A 17,842-nucleotide genomic window follows, 5' to 3' on the forward strand; every position below is an offset into this window, starting at 1 on the left:
GTAAACAAAAGAATCCGCCATAGCTGTTTCACCTTCCTGCCACTTTATCTATGCCGACTCCGATTCGACTAGGCTTAGGCTAAAAGTTCTATATAGTACAAGTACCACAAACGGCCGCTCCTGCAGAAGCGGCCGTTTGTGGTACTTGTTATCAGCCTGATTACTACAGATCAGCGCAGCTTATCAACTCTAGAATTCTGCGTTCTTTGGGAAGCGTGGGAACGGAATCACGTCCCGAATATTAGCCATTCCCGTCACGAAAAGCACCAGCCGCTCGAAGCCCAGGCCGAAACCGGCGTGGGGGGCAGTTCCGAACTTGCGCAGCTCCAGATACCACCATAGCTCGTGTTCTTCCACGTGCATCTGCTCCATGCGGGTGCGCAGCTTTTCCAGGTTTTCTTCGCGCTGGGAGCCCCCAATGATTTCGCCGATTCCCGGAAACAGCACGTCCATGGCGCGCACGGTGCGCTCGTCGTCGTTGAGCTTCATGTAAAAAGCCTTTATATCCTTGGGGTAATCGGTCAGGATAACAGGCTTCTTAAAATGCTTCTCTACTAGGTAGCGCTCGTGCTCACTTTGCAGGTCGGTGCCCCAGTCCACGGGAAACTCGAACTTCTGCTTGGCTACTTTCAGAATCTCTACGGCCTCTGTATACGTGAGGCGCTGGAAGTCATTCTCTATTACGAAGCGCAGCCGATTGAGCAGTTCTTTATCGTACTGGTCGTTGAGGAACTGCAGGTCGTCGGCACATTTCTCCAAGGCCTGGCGCACGAGGCTTTTGAGGAAATCTTCGGCCAGGTCCATGTTGTCCTGCAGGTCGTTAAACGCCACTTCGGGCTCAATCATCCAGAACTCCGCCAGGTGACGGGCCGTGTTGGAGTTCTCGGCCCGGAAAGTAGGCCCGAAAGTGTACACTTTGCCTAGCGCCATAGCCGCTACTTCCGCCTCCAGCTGGCCCGATACGGTAAGGTTCGTTTGCTTACCGAAGAAGTCTTCTTTATAGTCCACGGAGCCGTCGGCGGTACGGGGCGGGTGCTCGGGGGCAAAGTTGTGACCCGAAACATTTGGCCGGCGCCCTCGGCATCGGAGCCCGTAATGATGGGCGTATGCACGTAGTAAAAGCCGTGGTCGTTGAAGTACTGGTGCACGGCAAACGCCAGGGCGTGACGCACGCGCAGCACCGCCCCGAAGGTGTTGGTGCGCGGCCGCAGGTGAGCTATTTCGCGCAAAGCTTCCAGGGAAATACCTTTTTGGTCGTTGCCACGCTTCTGCAAAGGATATTCTTCTGGGTGCGCCGTACCGAGCACTTCTATCTCAGCGGCTTGTATTTCTACCGCCTGGCCTTTGCCCTGAGAAGCTACCAGCTGGCCCCGCACCGATATGCAGGCGCCCGTAGCGACGTCTTTCAACGTCTCTTCCGGAAACTTCTCCGCGTCGGCTACTACCTGAATATTGTGGATGGTGGAGCCGTCGTTCAGGGCGATAAACTGCACATACTTATTGCCCCGGCGGGTGCGCACCCACCCTTTTACTGTTACCTCGCGCTCCAGCTCCTGGCTTTGAAGCAGCTGTTGTATGCTCGACCTTCTGACGGACATCGGACTCGGATTTCTGTGGTTTATAATCTATGGGGGGCAAAGGTAGAGGTTTTCGGTAGCGCAGAAATTCGCGCTGTTCTTTAGCCCTTTCTGACGGGCTCAACTTTTTTACTTCAACCCAAGTAGAGAATACGCTACATTTGAAGTAGTGCCCCATTTAACCGTCGCGGGGGCTTATTGCGATTTCTTTGTATGCAACGACTTGATATGAAGCAGCTTCTTTCGCAGAAGCTGTCTCCCCAACAGATCCAATTCATTAAGCTGCTGCAAATTCCGACGGCGGAATTAGAGACGCGCATTAAGGAAGAGTTGGAAGTAAACCCGGCGCTGGAAGAAGGCGATGAGAATGAAGAGGAGCAGGAACACGACGATGACGACAGCGACAGCGACGAGGATTTTGACGATCCGGACTCCGAGTTCGACAACGACGATAACACCCTCGACGAAGATTTCGACGAGCGCTCGGAGGAGCAGCCCGAAGTGGAGCTGCCCAAAGACGACATCGCCGAAGCGCCGGACAACCAGGATCTGGACCTGAGCGACTATCTCAACGACGATGAGATTGCGGGCTACAAAATGCAGGGCGACGGCCCCGGCGAGGCCGAGGACGACCGCGAAATGCCTCTGGCCGACACGGGCTCTACGCTCATCGACTCCCTTTTTGACCAATTAGGCTTTGCTGATCTGAGTGACAAGCAGCTCGCCATTGGTCGCCAGCTGCTGGGCTCTATCGACGGCGACGGCTACATCCGGCGTGACCTGTCGGCTATTGCCAACGACCTGGCATTTGCTCAAAATATCGAGGCTACACCGGCCGACATTGAGCGGGTGCTGCACATTATTCAGGCCTTCGACCCGGCTGGTATCGGGGCGCGCGACCTACGTGAGTGCCTGCTGCTTCAGCTGGAGCGCCGCCCCGTAGATGACACGGTGGAGGCCGCTGAGCGCATTCTGAGCGAGTGCTACGACGAGTTTACCAAGAAGCACTACCCGCGCATTCAGCAGCGGCTCGACCTGGAAGATGATGAGTTGAAGGAGGCTATTGCTCTGATTCTGAGGCTCAACCCCAAGCCCGGCGGCAGTGGTCCGACGGGCCTGGGCAAGGTTCAGTACATCATTCCTGACTTTATTCTCAGCAACGATAACGGCCAGTTCAACCTGACGCTAAACTCGCGCAATGCTCCCGATTTGCGGGTGGCGCCGGCTTATACCGAGATGTTTCAGGCCTATGATAAGGCGTCGAAGAAGGACCGGAAGATGAAGGAAGCCGTTACGTTTGTGAAGCAGAAGCTCGACGCGGCCCGCTGGTTTATCGATGCTATTCGGCAGCGCCAGCAGACCCTGTTGCGCACGATGGATGCCATTGTGCGCTACCAGCGCGAGTTCTTCCTGGAAGGTGACGAAAGCAAGCTGCGGCCCATGATTCTGAAGGACATAGCCCAGGAAATCAGCATGGACATCTCCACCGTGAGTCGGGTGGCAAATAGCAAGTCGGTGCAAACCGAGTTCGGCATCTATCCGTTGAAGTACTTTTTCTCCGAAGGTATTGCCACCGATTCGGGTGAGGACGCCAGCTCGCGGGAGGTGAAGCATATTCTGAAGGAAATCATCGAGGGAGAAAGCAAAGGCAAGCCGCTTTCCGATGATAAGCTGGAGAAGATGCTCAACGCCCGCGGCTACAACATTGCCCGGCGCACGGTGGCCAAGTACCGCGAGCAGCTCAATATTCCGGTAGCCCGACTTCGCAAGGAGTTGTAGATTTGGGGCGGCTGGGGGGCTTTTTTCACGCTTAACCTACTCAGCTTATGCGACTTCTGCTGCTTCCCTGCCTGCTTTTACTTGCTGTCGCCTGCGACCGGCCAACCAGCTCAACGATGGATTCCACCGATGCATCGCTCCCGGCTGATGGTATAGTTGGCCGATCCGCGGCGCCCGGCACGGGCGCTCCCTCCATAGCGGTGGCTACCGAAGGTCTGGGGGGCATTTATCAGGGATTGCTGCCCTGCGCCGACTGCGCCGGCATCGAAACCGTACTTTACCTCTATCCCGACAGCACCTACATGGAGCGCCGGACCTACTTAGATCAGCCCAAGGAAGGCAACAACGATCAGGTGAGCTCCGGCCGTTGGGCGCAGGTATCGGCCAATCTGGTACGGCTCACGCGGCGCTCCGCCGCTGGCCCCACTGACTACCGCATGCGTCCCCGCGCCCTGCAACAGCTTGATCTGGATGGGCAGGAAATAACCGGCGATTTGGCCGGGCGCTACGTTCTGGCGCAGGTAGGCAACTTCTAGTCTTTTGAATTAGAAGCCAAAGCCACTGTAGCTTAGGGCCCGCAATCCTACTTTCTACTCTGTTGAATAAATCATTGGCAACCGCCCTTTCGCTGGCGTTTCATCCGTTGCTGGTGCCATCCTATCTGTTTTACGTGGTCTGCTATCAGCTGCCCGGCGCGGTAGCGCAGCCTGCCTTGCCCGACCGTTGGATAGTGCTGGCCGTCGTGTTTGGCTTCACTTTTTTACTTCCCGCCTTAGGTACGGGCGCTTTATACTGGTTTGGCCGCCTCGATTCGCTGCTTCTGCGCGAGCGGGCCCAGCGGCCACTACCATTGCTGCTGGCTGCTATCAGCTTTGCGGCCGCTGCCCTCCTCCTGCACCAGCCGCCCTTTTCTCCCCTGCTGAGCCGCATGATGCTCGGCATGACCGTGGCCGTGCTGCTGACGCTCTTTATCACGCTGCGCTGGAAAATCAGTGCCCACGGCGTGGGGGTGGGGGGCTCTTTTGGGCTGTTTTTACTGCTGCACCTTACAAATGTGGCGGGCTGGGCCGGCTTTTGGTGGCTGCTGGCAAGTGCGCTCCTTGCCCTTATCGTCCTCAGTGCCCGCCTGGTCCTTGCTGCGCATACGCCGGCCCAAGCCTGGGCCGGATTGGGTCTGGGAATCAGCGTGGTGATGGGCTTGGTGCTAGGAGTTGCTTTCCTGTAAGTCCTTGCTTTAGTGCTAATGGTTGCGCTTGGTCGCTGCCTGGGCTGGTGTATCTTTACCGACCACCCAACCGTCGTATTCGCCACGCATGTCCCTTTCCACTTTATCGGCTGCCCCTAACTCTATAGAAGCTTTGCTCACTCAATTGCAGCAGGAGCGACGCCGGCGGGAGGAAGCCGAACAGGAGCTCGCCGCCCTGCGGCATGAGCTTGAGGTAGCCCAGGCCAATGCGCAGCGGCATCAGTCGCGGCTGACTGCGTTAGCCCAGAACCTGCAAATGGGCATCATGCTCGTGGACAACGATGGCCGCGTGCTCTTGGTCAACCGCCCCTATTGCAAGCTTTTTGGTATTGCCGACGAGCCGGAAAGCCTGTCTGGTATTACAGGCTTAGAGGTGGCAGTCCATAGTCAGCATAATTACCCTGATCCTGCCGCCCATCTGGCACGGGCCAGAGAGTTAAGAGACGCTGGCCGTACGGTGATGGGTGAGGAAGTACTGCTGGCTGACGGCCGGGTGCTGGAGCGCGACTACATCGTACTCGACGACGTGATGGCCGGCCGGCTGGTTTGCTACCGCGACATTACCATTCGCTACCGCCGCACCGCCCGCGCAAATACCATTTCTCTGTTGGCTCAGCAAAGCCCGAATCCTATTTTGCGCCTTACGCCCGGCGGTGAGCTGTTGTACGCCAACCCGGCGGCATACCAGCTTGCGCAAATCTATAAGCAGGATGGACCCAATGAGTTGCGTACTCAGCTGGTGGCCCTGGTAACGATGGCGCTCCGCACGACTGCTCATCACCAGCGCGAGATAAGCGTAGCCAACGAGCACTATCTGCTTATCGTAGCCCCCGTACCCGGCGAGAGCTATGCTAGCTTATACCTGACCAATATTACGGCACGGCGGGAGGCTGAGCAGAAGCTAGCCCAACAGCGTGAGTTCTACGAAACAGTTCTCAATCAGCTGCCCGCCGACATAGCCGTGTTCGATGCCCACCACCGATACTTGTTTGTGAATCCGATGGGCATTAAGAATCCGGAGATACGGGAATGGATACTAGGCAAAGATGACTTTGAGTACTGTGCTTTTCGCCAGCGTCCCAGAGAACTGGCTCAACAGCGCCGGGCAATGTTCGAGCAGGCCGTACGCGAGCGGAATCAGGTATATTGGGAAGACACAACCGCAAGTCCTGACGGGTCGCGCTACCTCTTGCGGCGCTTTCAGCCCGTTTTTCACGCCGATGGCACCCTGCATCTAATGCTGGCTTACGGCCTCGATATCACGGAGCGTCATCAGGCCGAGGAACTGCACCGCCGCAGTGAGCTAGTGGTGCGCGAGCAGCAGGAGTTCATTCGTCAGATAGTAGATACGATTCCTAATCTGCTCTATGTGAATGATGAGGAGGGGGAAATTATGTTTTCTAATACGGCCTTCGACGACCTTGCCAGCCGTAGCAATCATACACGGGTGCAGGCGAATGCAGAAAATGCCCCCGAATTGTCAGAGGTGCAGCAATTTACTATCCTCAACCGACAGGTATTGGCTAGTCGGCGGGAGCAGTCAGCCGAGATGCCCTTCACGCTGGCCAGCGGCGAGGTCCGTCATTATCAGGTAGTAAAGCGGCCGTTGGTTCGCCCCGAGGGCACCGTACAGGTACTCACCGTCAGCACCGATATTACTGATTTAAAGCGCATTAGCCATATCCTGGAGCGCAAGGCCAAGCAGTACCGCGACCTGATGCAGTACACGCAGGCCCTGATTTGCACCCATGACCTGCACGGCGCTATTCTCTCTGCCAATCCGGCCCTGGCAAGCCTTATGGGTATCTCCGTCAATAACATGGTAGGAAGAACCCTAATGGAAGGCTTAGTGGTGGAAAAGGATAATGAACTGGAAGCGTATCTGGCCGCATTTCGCCAGCAGCGGGAGGTATCGGGTATTGTGAGCGTAAAGCCATTGGGCAGCGCCAACTCGCGCTATTTACTGTATCACAATTGTTTAGTAGCCGAGGCGAGCGAGCAACCTTATGTTATTGCCTACGCGCAGGACATAACCGAGCGCATACTGGCCGAGGATGAGCTACGACGGGCGAAGCTGATAGCCGAATCGGCGGCCCGCTCGCAGGAGAACTTCCTGGCTAATATGAGCCATGAGATTCGCACGCCCATGAACGGGGTGCTGGGTATGGCTGGTTTGCTGGCCCGCACCGACCTGAACACTCAGCAGCGTGAGTACCTCGACATTATTCGCAACTCTGGGCAGCACCTGCTGGGGGTGCTGAATGATGTGCTGGATGTAGCTAAGATTACCTCCGGGCATCTGGAGCTGGAGCGCACCCCGTTCGACTTATGCCAAGCCCTGAAAACAGCGGGCCAAACCGTTGCCTTTCAGGCGGTGGAAAAGGGTATTAGCTTCGAGGTGACACCCCTCCCCTCACCGACCCTATAGTACTCAGCGACCCTTACCGTCTCAAGCAAGTACTACTTAACCTGCTCAGCAACAGCATCAAGTTTACGGATCGGGGCAGCGTTACGCTGGCTTGCCAGCTACTCCATCAGACGGCCAGGGCGGTTACGATCAGTTTTCGGGTGAGCGACACGGGACTGGGCGTACCCCTCCACAAACAGGAGGCGATATTCGCCAGCTTCTCGCAGGCCTACGCCGATACGACGCGCCGATTCGGGGGCACGGGCCTGGGTCTTACTATTAGCAGCAGCTTGGTGCAGCAGCTAGGCGGGCACTTGCTGATGTGCAGTGAACCCGGGCGCGGCAGCACGTTTAGCTTTACACTCACCTTCGAAAAAGCCCCCCAGGGCACTATCATCACTGGCAAAGACGCTGCGGCACTCGAATATGTCGTGGCGGCGGTGCAGGGTATGCGCGTGCTATTGGTGGAAGATAACGACGTTAACCGCCAGGTAGCTCAGCTGGTATTAAGCAACGCTGGAGTAGTGGTAGATGCGGCTCCTAATGGCTCTGCTGCCCTCCGCCTGTTTGAGGAGCAGCGCTACGACTTGATTCTGATGGACATTCAGATGCCCGGCATGAGTGGGCTGGAAGTTACTGCCCAAATTCGCCAGCACGCTGACGCTATCCGGGCACGCACCCCCATTATTGCTCTTACAGCCAATGCTTTTCATAAGGCCAATGAACAGTATTTGGCCGCTGGCATGGATGACTGCCTGACCAAGCCTTTCGAGGAGGCGGAGCTTCTGGAAAAGATGAGCGCGCTGCACCAGGCATATAAGCAGGCTGCTCGCCCCCTGTTCGATTTAAGTGAGCTGTATCAGATGGCGCACGGGCAGATGAACTTTGTGCGAAGTATTCTCGACTCGTTTTTGGGAAATACGCCACCGGTTGTAGCTCAGCTCACCGCCGCCGCCGCCGCTTCAGATTGGGCTCAGGTTGCCGCCCTGGTTCACAAGATCAAGCCGTCGCTTAAAGTATTACATGCGCACGAGCTGCTGGCGCCAATCCGGACCCTGGAAAGCTCCAACGTAATGCCGGAAGAGAGAGAGAAGGCAACTGAACAGCTCATTCGGCTACTACCGCAACTGCTCCGTGCGCTGGCCAAACGCCGGCAGAAGCTCTCGTAAAAACCGGCTGAACGAAACCAGCCCGGAGCCGACCCACTAGAATGGGGTCGGCTCCGGGCTGGTTTCGTTCAGCCAACGACGCAGATGCTAATAGCGCACATCTAACCCGGCTGGTATGACAGGATGCAGGCGCTCAGCTACCCGCTGCACGGCTTGCTGGAAGCGCTCGTAGGAAAAGGGCTTGACCAAGTAATCTGCAATGTTCAACTGGTAGGCCTCCATACCGAAGCTCTCGTAGGCGGTTGTGAAAACTACTTCCGGCGGCTCAGGCAGCAGGCGCATCATCTCAATACCATTAAGATCAGGCATTTCCACATCCAGGAACAGCACATCAACGCGGCGCCCTAAGCTGAAGAAGTTCAGGCCTTCTACGCCGCCTTTTAGGGAAGCAACCAAGTGCAGAGACTTAGTAAGACTAATGCAATGTTGCAGCGTTAACCGATTAACCTCGTCGTCATCAATGATGGTGCAGGTTAGAATGCGGGGGGAGCAATGTCTTCAAGCAACATAACAAAACAAACAGGACAGTAGAAGGGGAGGAAGGTGCTGACAGGTAGTCGTTAAGTCAACCAAATTATCGGCCAGAATATCGGACTCGTCGCTTTTCAGTGGATATAATCCAACCAAGCAGCAAATTGATTGGAAAGTATCAGTAAATCAGGCGAAGCCCTACAATTCTCAAACAATTAGTGCGCTTTTTCACGAAATGTACCTTGATTAGCACTAAAGCGGGTTTTCAGCTTCTGGAGGAAGCAGGCGGCTTTGCTATTAGGGAGCTGTATTGACTTTGGGGGGCTTTTTTACAAATGGGCGTCAGGCTAAGCTGGAAAGCGCATCAATCTTTTCCATTTCTTGTCGTACCATTTCCTGCACGACGGGCAAATCATAATCGGCTTCGGTGTGGATATGCGGCATGAGGCGCTGCATAATGCTTTCCTGCCGCTGCCCGTTGGCCCAGGCATCCGCATAAGGCGTGTCCGAAAATGTGACCTGAGCATAGAGCGGCAGCCACTGATCGGGATACTGAGCCGAAATCTTGCTTTCTATTTTCTTTTGGAGCAGAAAGCGCGGGTCGGCTACCCGGTCGCGCATCTCCTCGAAGTTATAGATGGCCAAATCAGCCATAGCGTCGGCGTTGGGCTTGCGCTGGCGCTGAAACTCGCTGAATACCATTTGCCAGTCCTCGCCATACTGATTGAGCAAAGCATCCAGCACGCTGCAATCCTCGAAGCCGGCGTTCATACCTTGTCCGTAGAAGGGCACGATGGCGTGCGAGGCGTCACCGATCAGCACTACTTCATCCTTGTGTACCCACGGAAAACACCGAACCGTAATCAGAGAGCCAGTTGGGTTTTGAATGAACTCCTCGGCCAGATTTGGCATAAATGGCACCGCGTCAGGAAATTTTTCCTGAAAGAAATCCTGAACCTGCGCAGGTGTTTCCAGGGAGGTAAAAGACTCCTGTCCTTCGTAGGGAAAAAATAAGGTACAATTAAAGGAGCCATCGAGGTTAGGCAGGGCAATCATCATATACTGACCACGCGGCCAGATATGAAGGGCATTTTTCTCCAGCTGCCACTCGCCGTTGGGCCCCGCTTCAATGGTCAATTCCTTGTAGCCATACTCCAGGTAACTCTGCGAGAACTCGTAGCGGTCTGTTTTCTGCATGGCACCGCGCACGGCCGAGTAAGCGCCATCGGCCCCAAACAGGCGCCGAAACGGCAGGGTTTGCTCCTGATCGGTGAGCGTGTTGTGCATTTCCAGGCGTCGCGCGCGCAAATCGACGTGCTGGCAATGCTCATTAAAGTGCATACGGATGCGTGGATCGGCTTCGGTCAGGTCCAGCAGCGTACGGTTCAGGCCACCGCGCGAGACGGAATAAATAGCCTGGTTTTCGCGGCCGTAAGGCTGATGCGTGAGGCGGCCCTGCTGATCATGCATTACGCGCCGGTACATCGGAATGGCCACCTGCCGCACCTGCTCGCTGATGCCCACGCCCTCCAGCGCCCGCCAGCCTCTATCCGACAAAGCCAGATTAATAGACCTTCCCTCCAAGGCCCCACTCAGGCGCGGATCAGCGCGCCGCTCGTACACATCCACTATGTGGCCGCGCCGCGCCAGGAACAGTGCCAGCAATGAGCCTACCAGTCCTGCTCCCATAATGGTGCAAGGCGATAAATCGGTGGCAGTAGCCATAGCGGCGGAAGAAGGCGTACCCATAAGCAAAGAAGCTGAAAGCCGGCAAGTGAAGCGACGGGCGGCAAAAGTACTCGTTTACGACCTATTTGGCCCGGCAGACAAACGAATGTGCCAGAACAACCGCTGGGGGGCAATTATGCTTTCCCGGGTGGCTGATTACTCGGCCTAAATAATACGCCGAAAAGTCAGATTCAAACGCGCATCCACCGGGCGGGCCGTTTTGGGCAGAGCGTGTTGCCAGCGCTGCTGCGTGGGTCCGCGCATGACTAGCAAGCTGCCGGGGGGCAAATCCAACCCAACAGGAGCATACGGAGGTGTGCCAGCGCCAGGCCGCAACCGAAAACGGCGGGTAGCCCCCAGACTTATGGAGGCAATAACAGGGTTTGGGCCCAGCTCCGGCTCGTTGTCGGCGTGCCAGCCCATGCTATCCTGGCCCGTGCGGTAAAGGTTGAGCAATACGCTGTTGAACTCCGCCCCTGTGGCGTGGCTTACCTGTTGGCGCAGATGCTGCAAGGCCGGAGTCCAGGGCTGCGGCTCCAGGCTTAGACCGGAGTAGCGGTAACGAGCGGCCGGGTCGCCGTGCCAGGCGGTGAGGCGGGGCTGCATCACCTCTTTCCCAAACAGCTTGATGGGCTCGTGTCGCCACGAAATAGTATCGCGCAGCTCCTGAAAAAGCTCTGCGGCGGCGCTGGGGAGCAAAAAGCGCGGATTGAGCAGCACTTCGGCGTCGGGTAGGGGCAGCAAGGTAAGCAGCACAGCGATTATCTATGACGTTGATAGAGCAATGCCTCGCAACGAATTATTGCCCCGGTAGCTTGCCGAGAAACTTAGCCAGAAAACTAGCCGCCCATAAGGTCAGACCAATTTTTATGGCTGCACAAATGATAAACGGCAACAGCCAGCTACGGCTCTGATAAGGCGTAGCGCCTACGTAGCGGGGCCAAAACCAAAAGATATACACCACAATGGCCGGCAGATCGAAGAAGGCGCCAAACCATGGGTTTAGACCATAGCGTTGCACGACCCAATTTAAAATCAGGCCGCCGACGATTAAGTAGGCCACTATAAATAATACCAGCCTTACCGTAGCCCCGGTCCGCTTGAGGGCGCGGAAATTTAGCGCTAACAAAGCACCGCCTGCCAACATTGAGAACACTACGGAGAATAGCGTGATGGTACTGGGTGAATACAGGGTTGGTCCCGTTTCCGCGGCTTCTTCGGCGGCGGTGGCATCCACGGCTCGCTGCTGCTGCTCAGTTACCTGAGCGGCCTGCTTTTGAACTTCAGCCTCCAGCTCCGGGCGCAGGTGGGCATCGTCGGGGTGACGCGTGCCGCGCCGGACCAGCTCATCGAGCGCCGCCAGCACGGCATCTTCGCGGTACTGGGTGCGGCCGCTCACATACTGCTGAAGTTCAGCGAGGGTTTTGCGGCCCATTTTGGCCACGTAATCTTCGGTCATCTTAGTAATGAAGGACGAGAGGGCTGAGAAAAGGACAGCCACAAACTCCTCTACGTAAATTCACTCCAAAACGAACAGCTAACGCACCCTTTCTGCCCACGCAGTCAGTAGTTCGCCCACGCGTTGCACCTCCCCAAAGGTGTTGTACAGCGGCACCGGCGCCAGCCGAATCACGTTGGGCTCGCGCCAATCGCCAATTACTCCGGCCTCTGATAAGTAGTCGAACAAGCCGCGGCCGTCTTTGTGCACGAGCAGGGAAAGCTGGCAGCCGCGGGCCTGTGGCTCGGAGGGCGTAATAATTTCGAGGATACTGGGGGGCAAATTCAGGCCGCGCAAAACAAACTCCAGATAAGCCGTGAGCTGCTCACTCTTGCGCCGTAGCTCCGCAATACCACCCGCTTCGTCGACCAAAGCCAGGGCTGCGCGGTGCATAGCCAGCGCGATAATCTGTCCGTTAGCCAATTGCCAACCCGCTGCTCCCTCCATCGGCTTAAATCCTTTTTTCATCTGGAAGCGCTCGGAAGCATCGTGGCCCCACCAGCCCGCCAGGCGCGGCAGGTCGGGCCGGTTGGCGAAGCGCTCGTGCACAAAGGCGCCGCTCACGCCGCCGGGGCCGGAGTTTAGGTACTTGTAAGAACACCAGCAGGCAAAGTCTACGTCCCAGTCGTGCAGGCGCATGACCAGATTGCCGGCCGCGTGCGCCAAATCGAAGCCTACCGTAGCGCCCACCGCGTGCCCAGCTTGGGTAATGGCCTGCATATCAAAGGCCTGGCCCGTATAGTAATTAATGCCCCCCAGCAGCACCAGCGCCAGCTCATCGCCTATCTCCTGAATCTTAGCTTCAATATCCTCGGTGCGCAGGGTTCGTTCGCCGGGCCGGGGCAGCAGCTCCACAATGGCCTCATCGGGCGCGTAGCCGTGCAGCTTCACCTGCGACTCCACCGCGTATTGATCAGAGGGGAAAGCGCCTCCTTCCATCAGCACCTTATAGCGCGTAGCTGTGGGTCGGTAAAAGGAAATCAGCAGCAGGTGCAGGTTGGTAGTCAGGTTGTTCATCACAATGACCTCCAAGGGCTTGGCTCCTACCAGTCGGGCCGTAGAGTCGGCCAGGGTTTCGTGGTAAGGCATCCAGGGCGATACCCCGCGAAAGTGCCCTTCCACGGCCTGCCGTTCCCACGATTCCAGCTCCTGCTCAATAGCGGCCCGCACGGTGCGCGGCTGCAAGCCCAGGGAATTGCCGCAGAAATAAATACTGGGGCCCCCATCGGGAGCGGGCGGAATATGAAACTGCTCGCGGAAGCGGCGTAGCGAGTCCTGGGCGTCGAGGGTGGCGGCGAACTCGGGGGTGGCTTGGAAAGTGGTCATCGGAAGCAAAGATAGCCACAATGGGTTTGCTGACCGACACCAAATAAGCTGCCGCTAGGCAGGCACTGGTGTCGGCTTCTCCATCACCGTTCCGCAGTTGCTACAGGTACGCAGCTTCTCCGATTGCCAGAAGCGGTTCATGATGGGGGGCAATTGCTGCACGATATCCGTGATTTCGGCGTACTCCTCGTGCAGCTTGGTGCCGCAATTCTCGCAAAACCACAGAAATCCATCCAGCTCGCCGGCCGTGCGGTAGCGCTCCAGCACCAGCCCCACGGTACCGGCCGGGCGCCGGGGCGAATGCGGTATGCCGCCCGGCAGCAGAAACATCTCGCCAGCCCGCACCGGAATATCCACTGGCTTTCCGTCCTCAATTACCTTAATAACAATGTCGCCCTCGATCTGCAGAAAAAGCTCTTCGCCCTCATCGTAGTGGTAGTCTTTGCGGGCGTTGGGGCCGCCCACTACCATCACGATAAAGTCTTTATTATCCGTAAAGACCTGCTGATTACCCACGGGCGGCTTTAGCAGATGACGGTGCTCATCAATCCACTGCTGAAAATTGAAGGGACGGGCAAGAGGCATTTTTTAATAAAGAATTAAGAATGAGGAATTATCAATGGGAAACGAGGAAGTTATAGGACGACAATTCTTCCTTCCTCATTAAAATCAATAGGTCAGGCACTGGCCTTCCGTTTACTCTTCGCCTTCTCCGCTGGATAAGCCATGAAATAATAATTGAGCGACTTCTCGAACTGCTCCACGAACTCCGCATGCGTGAAGGCCGGCTGCCGGGCCAGCCACCGCGCCATCGTGGACACATGTAGGTTGCCAGTGCCCGTGAGCAGCTCATACACCTGTTCGGGTCGGGTGCCATAGTAATCGGAGGCGCCCAGGCCGTGCTCAAAAATGATAACGGGCCGGCTCTGCTGAATGGTTTTTACCGCGCCCTGCAATACTTCCAGCTCCGCCCCCTCCACATCAATTTTTATCAGGTCGATGCGCGTGTCGGGGGGCAAAGTTTGATCAAGCGGCTGTTTGCGCACCGTAATCAGCGTGTCAACTTCGTCGGCTTTGTCGTATTTGCGCTTGACAAAGCCACTATAGGCCGGGTTGGTGAGCACGTAGTTGAAGGAGGTTTCGCCGGTCACATTGCTGAGTCCCAACTGAAAAAAATGGCAGTTGGCGTAGCCCGCGAAATGGGTAGTCAGCTTCTCGTATAAATCCGGAATGGGCTCAAAGCCAAAATGTTGGCCCTGGGGGGCATATTTAAGTATTAGCTCCAGCACTTCGCCCTTATGGCAGCCCACATCCACGCAGTTTGCCCGCGCATGACACACAGCATGCAACACCCGCTCTGTATCGCGGTCGTATTGCTGGTTTTTAGTGAAAGCAATAGGTAAACGTTTTAGAATCTTTTTGGCCAACTCCTTCATGAAAGGGCTCTGAAACTATCGTAGGTAATAAGTAGGGGGCAAAAGTACGCAACTATGCCTTGCGTGCTTCCACTTACTCGTTTGGGATGAAGCCAACAAGCTACAACTTCGATATAGCCCTAATACGTTATTGGATGTATTAAGTCTGCGGCCGCCGGACGGTTACTCCGGCCACAACCTTCTGCCTTCGCGGTACCGCCTCTCTTAGCTCCTTCGCTTCGGTAAAGCGCGATACCTTCTCCATCCGTACCCCTGTTTACAATGAGGCCCCCACCCTTACGCAAGTATTGAATCGGCTGCGCGAGCTGGAGCTGATGGGAAATATTCAGAGGTTACAGCAGTGAGCCTTAAGGCTTCTGGTAGGAGTGAATGGTTTTTGGCTCCATCTCCAAAGTGGCTTGGGTAGTAGCTGAAAGTGTAAAACACACAATCAAAAACATTCCATAAGCAGCTACCAGTGGAACAACTTTCCGCGAGCGGAGAAACTGTATTCCGATAGTATTGCCAAAGCAGGCAATAGCTAGTAGCACCGCATGCAGACCAATAAAGAACCGACACTCTATCACCGTTGGGATTGCTACTAAACTAGCTACTATTAACGCGGCTACTACCAACGCTGACCCAATTCGCAACCGGTACCAGTATTGCCCGATGGTTAGTATAGCGACGAAAAGCGCTGAGTAGTTGATTAATGACAGCCAAGAAGCGGAGGAATGCACCTTTGATACATATGGGCTTGTGTAGAGTATATCTAACCCATTGAAGAAATGGCGGGCATATAGGGCCATCATGTCCAGTGGCTGCTGTCTGACAAAACGTACATAAGCTGGATACGAGTCAAGGATAAAGCCTCCGTAGCGTATATAGTTCAAGAAAGAAGCCTGTGTGCCGCCACCATTGCGCAGATGTATGGCGTGTCCTACCCGATCACCAAAGATCATCTGTGGCTCAGCATACTCTTTTCCAATATTCGTCTCGTACCGCTGCATCAGGATACCTGCATTCAGGTGCCACAGGTATAAGTTTTTATTTCCCTGCACTTGATATTCGTTGGTCTCACTGCGTACTAAGAAGCTATTTGATTGAAAGTTATGCTTATTGATTAGAAGCTGCGGCAGCCCTACTACTATCCACCCAAGCACAAATAAGCTCAGGCGTGCGCTCACGCCAAGCGAAACTACGCGCCCAGCAGCCACGCTGCTCTGTTGCCATAGTAGCACAAACAGGAGAGGAGCCGTGATTATGTAAACAGGACGAATGTATAAGGCGGCGGCAGTGAACATTCCAGCGATAAGCGCATACCATAGAGGTCGGGGACCATAGGCCAGCAGTATGCCCGTAGCTAATACTAGCAGCCCCGGAAAATCACTGAGTACAAAATTGAAATGGTCCCGCCACAACGCGAAGCAAATTAGAATAAAAGCCAGCCGACGCCCTGGCGTCACTAGCCGGCCGGTTACGCGCTGCCATAGCAGCGGAAATACTACTCCAAATAAGAGACCTGCCTGGAGCGCGCCGAATAGTTTGGGCGCCGCCATTACATCGGTAGTGAACACATTGCGCGTGAGCAGAACAGCTGGATAGTAGAGTAACGGCAGTAAATACCCGCGCAGCTCATTATTGAAATTATAAAAGGAAAAGCTTCTTGTGCCCTCAACATCGAAGCTGCCAGCCAGCTGCCAATAGACAGCCGAATCGTAATGCTGCTGAGAATGGCCCGATGTAAATACGTGCACCAAAAACAGCAGGAAAGCAACTAGAAAGAAGGCTGTGTGGCTGTACTCCCGCTTCAAGAGGTGTTGAGCGTAAGAGCGCGAGCTAAGCGTGGAAGTATTCATGAGTAGAGACTATAACTTCAGCTATTGCCGTAACGGTGGCAATAGCTGCTTCTTATTCGATTTTGTATAATGCAGTCCTTCACAAAAATTAGGTGGCACCATTCTACCCAAGCTAATTAATCCAGACGCCCTGAACGAAGAGCGTGTGCAGATAGATCAGCAGCAGCAGGTTAGTGAGGTATAGACCGGCGGCAATTTCCCGGTGCCACGGTACCACGCCGGAGCTTACGGTGAGGTAAGTCAATACATAAAGTAGCAGCAAGGCAAAATAGACAGCGGCTTGCCCAGGGTAAAAACTATTGAACTGCCATAGGCCGCCCAGCCCACAAACTATAACTAGGCTAACAACAAGCACAGCAGCGAGTAACCAACGCTTCTGCTGGAGGGGCAAACTCCAGGTATACCACAGCAATACAACAAAGAAAGGCGAAGCCAAAACGTATCGGGCAAGCCCCACCAGGTCCCCCCTTGATAAAACAAAATAAAGAACCCAGCCCCAACGCAATAGCCAAGGGAGAATAGCACCGCCCGCGAAGTAAATGTGGCGCCTTTATGTGCCTTACTAAGCCCGCTGATTAACCATTTGATTCCCAAGACTAAGCAACCAAGCAGGCTACACAAGGCTATTAGTAGCGCAAAAGCATCGAGCCACAAGACATTGATGCCTGCTGAGCTATGAAGGGGCAATTCGGGTAATCGAAACGTATGCTGCCAGAGGGAGTGTACTTTATAGAAGGCCCAAGCGTCACCATGGCTCTTGTACTGAGCCACCATTACAATACCAACAGCGCTAATTATAGTTAGCACGCCGGCCGTAATGCGAAACAAGCTCTTATACCAGGGCTGCGTGCCCCACCAGAGTAGCTCAGCAAACAGATAAGCAGGAATAAATAGGGTGGCCGCGGAGCGGGTAAGGCAGGCTCCCAACAGGCCTACAATCACTAGCCAATACTGGTGCCGGTGCAGTCCAGCTAGTAAAAAAGCCCCCCACAAAATAAAAAAGGCTTCTGAATACGGCACCATCGTAAAAAAAAGCATGGGCCCGGAAAGGACTACAAAGAGTTGGCGGGCCGATAAGTGAAAAGCCCAGGCGATGATGCCCATGCCACCACAACTGCAGACAATATTCAACGCACTTATCCCCGTTGCACTGAGGCCGGTTAGCCGCCATACTACTGGTAGCAAGGGGAAAAAGGCATTAATACCGCTCGCCGCGTCGTCGTAGCCAGTTTGTGATACCCGGTAAAACAGGCCGGCATCCCACGTAATCAACTTCTCATTGGTCGGCAATTGCTGAATAATCCCGAAAGTGTACAGGACCGTGTAAGCAGCCAACACTAGACCCAGGTGCACTACCAGCACTGAGC

At 55.2% G+C, this 17,842-nt stretch carries 15 protein-coding genes and 1 pseudogene; 5 read left to right on the top strand and 11 right to left on the bottom strand.

All coding sequences use genetic code 11. The features are described from left to right. Nucleotides 1-189: 189 nt before the first annotated feature. Nucleotides 190-1,598 (bottom strand): annotated as a pseudogene (gene asnS, locus MKZ35_RS15820) (asparagine--tRNA ligase). Nucleotides 1,599-1,790: 192 nt separating this feature from the next. Between asnS and rpoN the strand changes: the two are divergent. The 5 genes from rpoN (at nt 1,791) to MKZ35_RS15845 (ending at nt 8,178) form a co-directional block, all read left to right on the top strand. Continuing rightward, the gene (gene rpoN / locus MKZ35_RS15825) at nt 1,791-3,356 is read left to right on the top strand and encodes an RNA polymerase factor sigma-54 (protein WP_482514175.1); all 1,566 of its coding nucleotides are present in this window, start codon (nt 1,791-1,793) and stop codon (nt 3,354-3,356) included. Between the two features lie 47 nt (nt 3,357-3,403). Further along, nucleotides 3,404-3,892: a copper resistance protein NlpE gene (locus MKZ35_RS15830; protein WP_482514176.1), complete on the top strand. Its 489-nt coding sequence runs from the start codon at nt 3,404-3,406 to the stop codon at nt 3,890-3,892. Nucleotides 3,893-3,966: 74 nt separating this feature from the next. Next, the gene (locus MKZ35_RS15835) at nt 3,967-4,581 is read left to right on the top strand and encodes a hypothetical protein (RefSeq protein ID WP_482514177.1); all 615 of its coding nucleotides are present in this window, start codon (nt 3,967-3,969) and stop codon (nt 4,579-4,581) included. Nucleotides 4,582-4,669: 88 nt separating this feature from the next. Further along, complete coding sequence (locus MKZ35_RS15840) at nt 4,670-7,030, top strand: PAS domain-containing protein (protein WP_482514178.1); 2,361 nt, start codon at nt 4,670-4,672, stop codon at nt 7,028-7,030. Continuing rightward, nucleotides 7,027-8,178 carry a response regulator gene (locus MKZ35_RS15845; protein ID WP_482514770.1) on the top strand — a complete coding sequence of 384 codons (1,152 nt, stop codon included), beginning with the start codon at nt 7,027-7,029 and terminating at the stop codon, nt 8,176-8,178. The genes MKZ35_RS15840 and MKZ35_RS15845 overlap by 4 nt, the downstream gene beginning before the upstream one ends. Before the next feature lie 87 nt (nt 8,179-8,265). On the opposite strand, the gene MKZ35_RS15850 is transcribed toward MKZ35_RS15845, so the two are convergent. The 10 genes from MKZ35_RS15850 to MKZ35_RS15895 form a co-directional block, all read right to left on the bottom strand. Next, nucleotides 8,266-8,658 carry a LytR/AlgR family response regulator transcription factor gene (locus tag MKZ35_RS15850; RefSeq protein WP_482514771.1) on the bottom strand — a complete coding sequence of 131 codons (393 nt, stop codon included), beginning with the start codon at nt 8,656-8,658 and terminating at the stop codon, nt 8,266-8,268. Nucleotides 8,659-8,991: 333 nt separating this feature from the next. Beyond that, nucleotides 8,992-10,398 carry an FAD-dependent oxidoreductase gene (locus tag MKZ35_RS15855; RefSeq protein WP_482514179.1) on the bottom strand — a complete coding sequence of 469 codons (1,407 nt, stop codon included), beginning with the start codon at nt 10,396-10,398 and terminating at the stop codon, nt 8,992-8,994. A 144-nt stretch (nt 10,399-10,542) separates the two neighbouring features. Then, complete coding sequence (locus tag MKZ35_RS15860; protein WP_482514180.1) at nt 10,543-11,133, bottom strand: alpha-ketoglutarate-dependent dioxygenase AlkB family protein; 591 nt, start codon at nt 11,131-11,133, stop codon at nt 10,543-10,545. Between the two features lie 43 nt (nt 11,134-11,176). Next, nucleotides 11,177-11,836 (bottom strand): hypothetical protein, encoded by a 660-nt coding sequence (locus tag MKZ35_RS15865; RefSeq protein ID WP_482514181.1) that lies wholly within the window; start codon nt 11,834-11,836, stop codon nt 11,177-11,179. A gap of 78 nt (nt 11,837-11,914) precedes the next feature. Beyond that, entirely contained in the window at nt 11,915-13,201 is a 1,287-nt protein-coding gene (kynU, locus tag MKZ35_RS15870; protein WP_482514182.1) for a kynureninase, read from the bottom strand. Between the two features lie 54 nt (nt 13,202-13,255). Continuing rightward, nucleotides 13,256-13,786, bottom strand: coding sequence for a 3-hydroxyanthranilate 3,4-dioxygenase (locus MKZ35_RS15875; protein ID WP_482514183.1), 531 nt, complete (start codon nt 13,784-13,786; stop codon nt 13,256-13,258). Between the two features lie 92 nt (nt 13,787-13,878). After that, nucleotides 13,879-14,637, bottom strand: a complete 759-nt coding sequence (locus tag MKZ35_RS15880; RefSeq protein ID WP_482514184.1) for an FkbM family methyltransferase — start codon at nt 14,635-14,637, stop codon at nt 13,879-13,881. 347 nt (nt 14,638-14,984) lie between these two features. Further along, a complete protein-coding gene (locus tag MKZ35_RS15885; RefSeq protein ID WP_482514185.1) occupies nt 14,985-16,475 on the bottom strand; it encodes a hypothetical protein in 1,491 nt (496 codons plus the stop codon). 112 nt (nt 16,476-16,587) lie between these two features. Next, the gene (locus tag MKZ35_RS15890; RefSeq protein WP_482514186.1) at nt 16,588-16,737 is read right to left on the bottom strand and encodes a hypothetical protein; all 150 of its coding nucleotides are present in this window, start codon (nt 16,735-16,737) and stop codon (nt 16,588-16,590) included. A 74-nt stretch (nt 16,738-16,811) separates the two neighbouring features. Further along, nucleotides 16,812-17,813: a hypothetical protein gene (locus tag MKZ35_RS15895; protein WP_482514187.1), complete on the bottom strand. Its 1,002-nt coding sequence runs from the start codon at nt 17,811-17,813 to the stop codon at nt 16,812-16,814. Between the last annotated feature and the right edge of the window lie 29 nt (nt 17,814-17,842).

This window comes from Hymenobacter sp. R533113 (assembly GCF_056835965.1).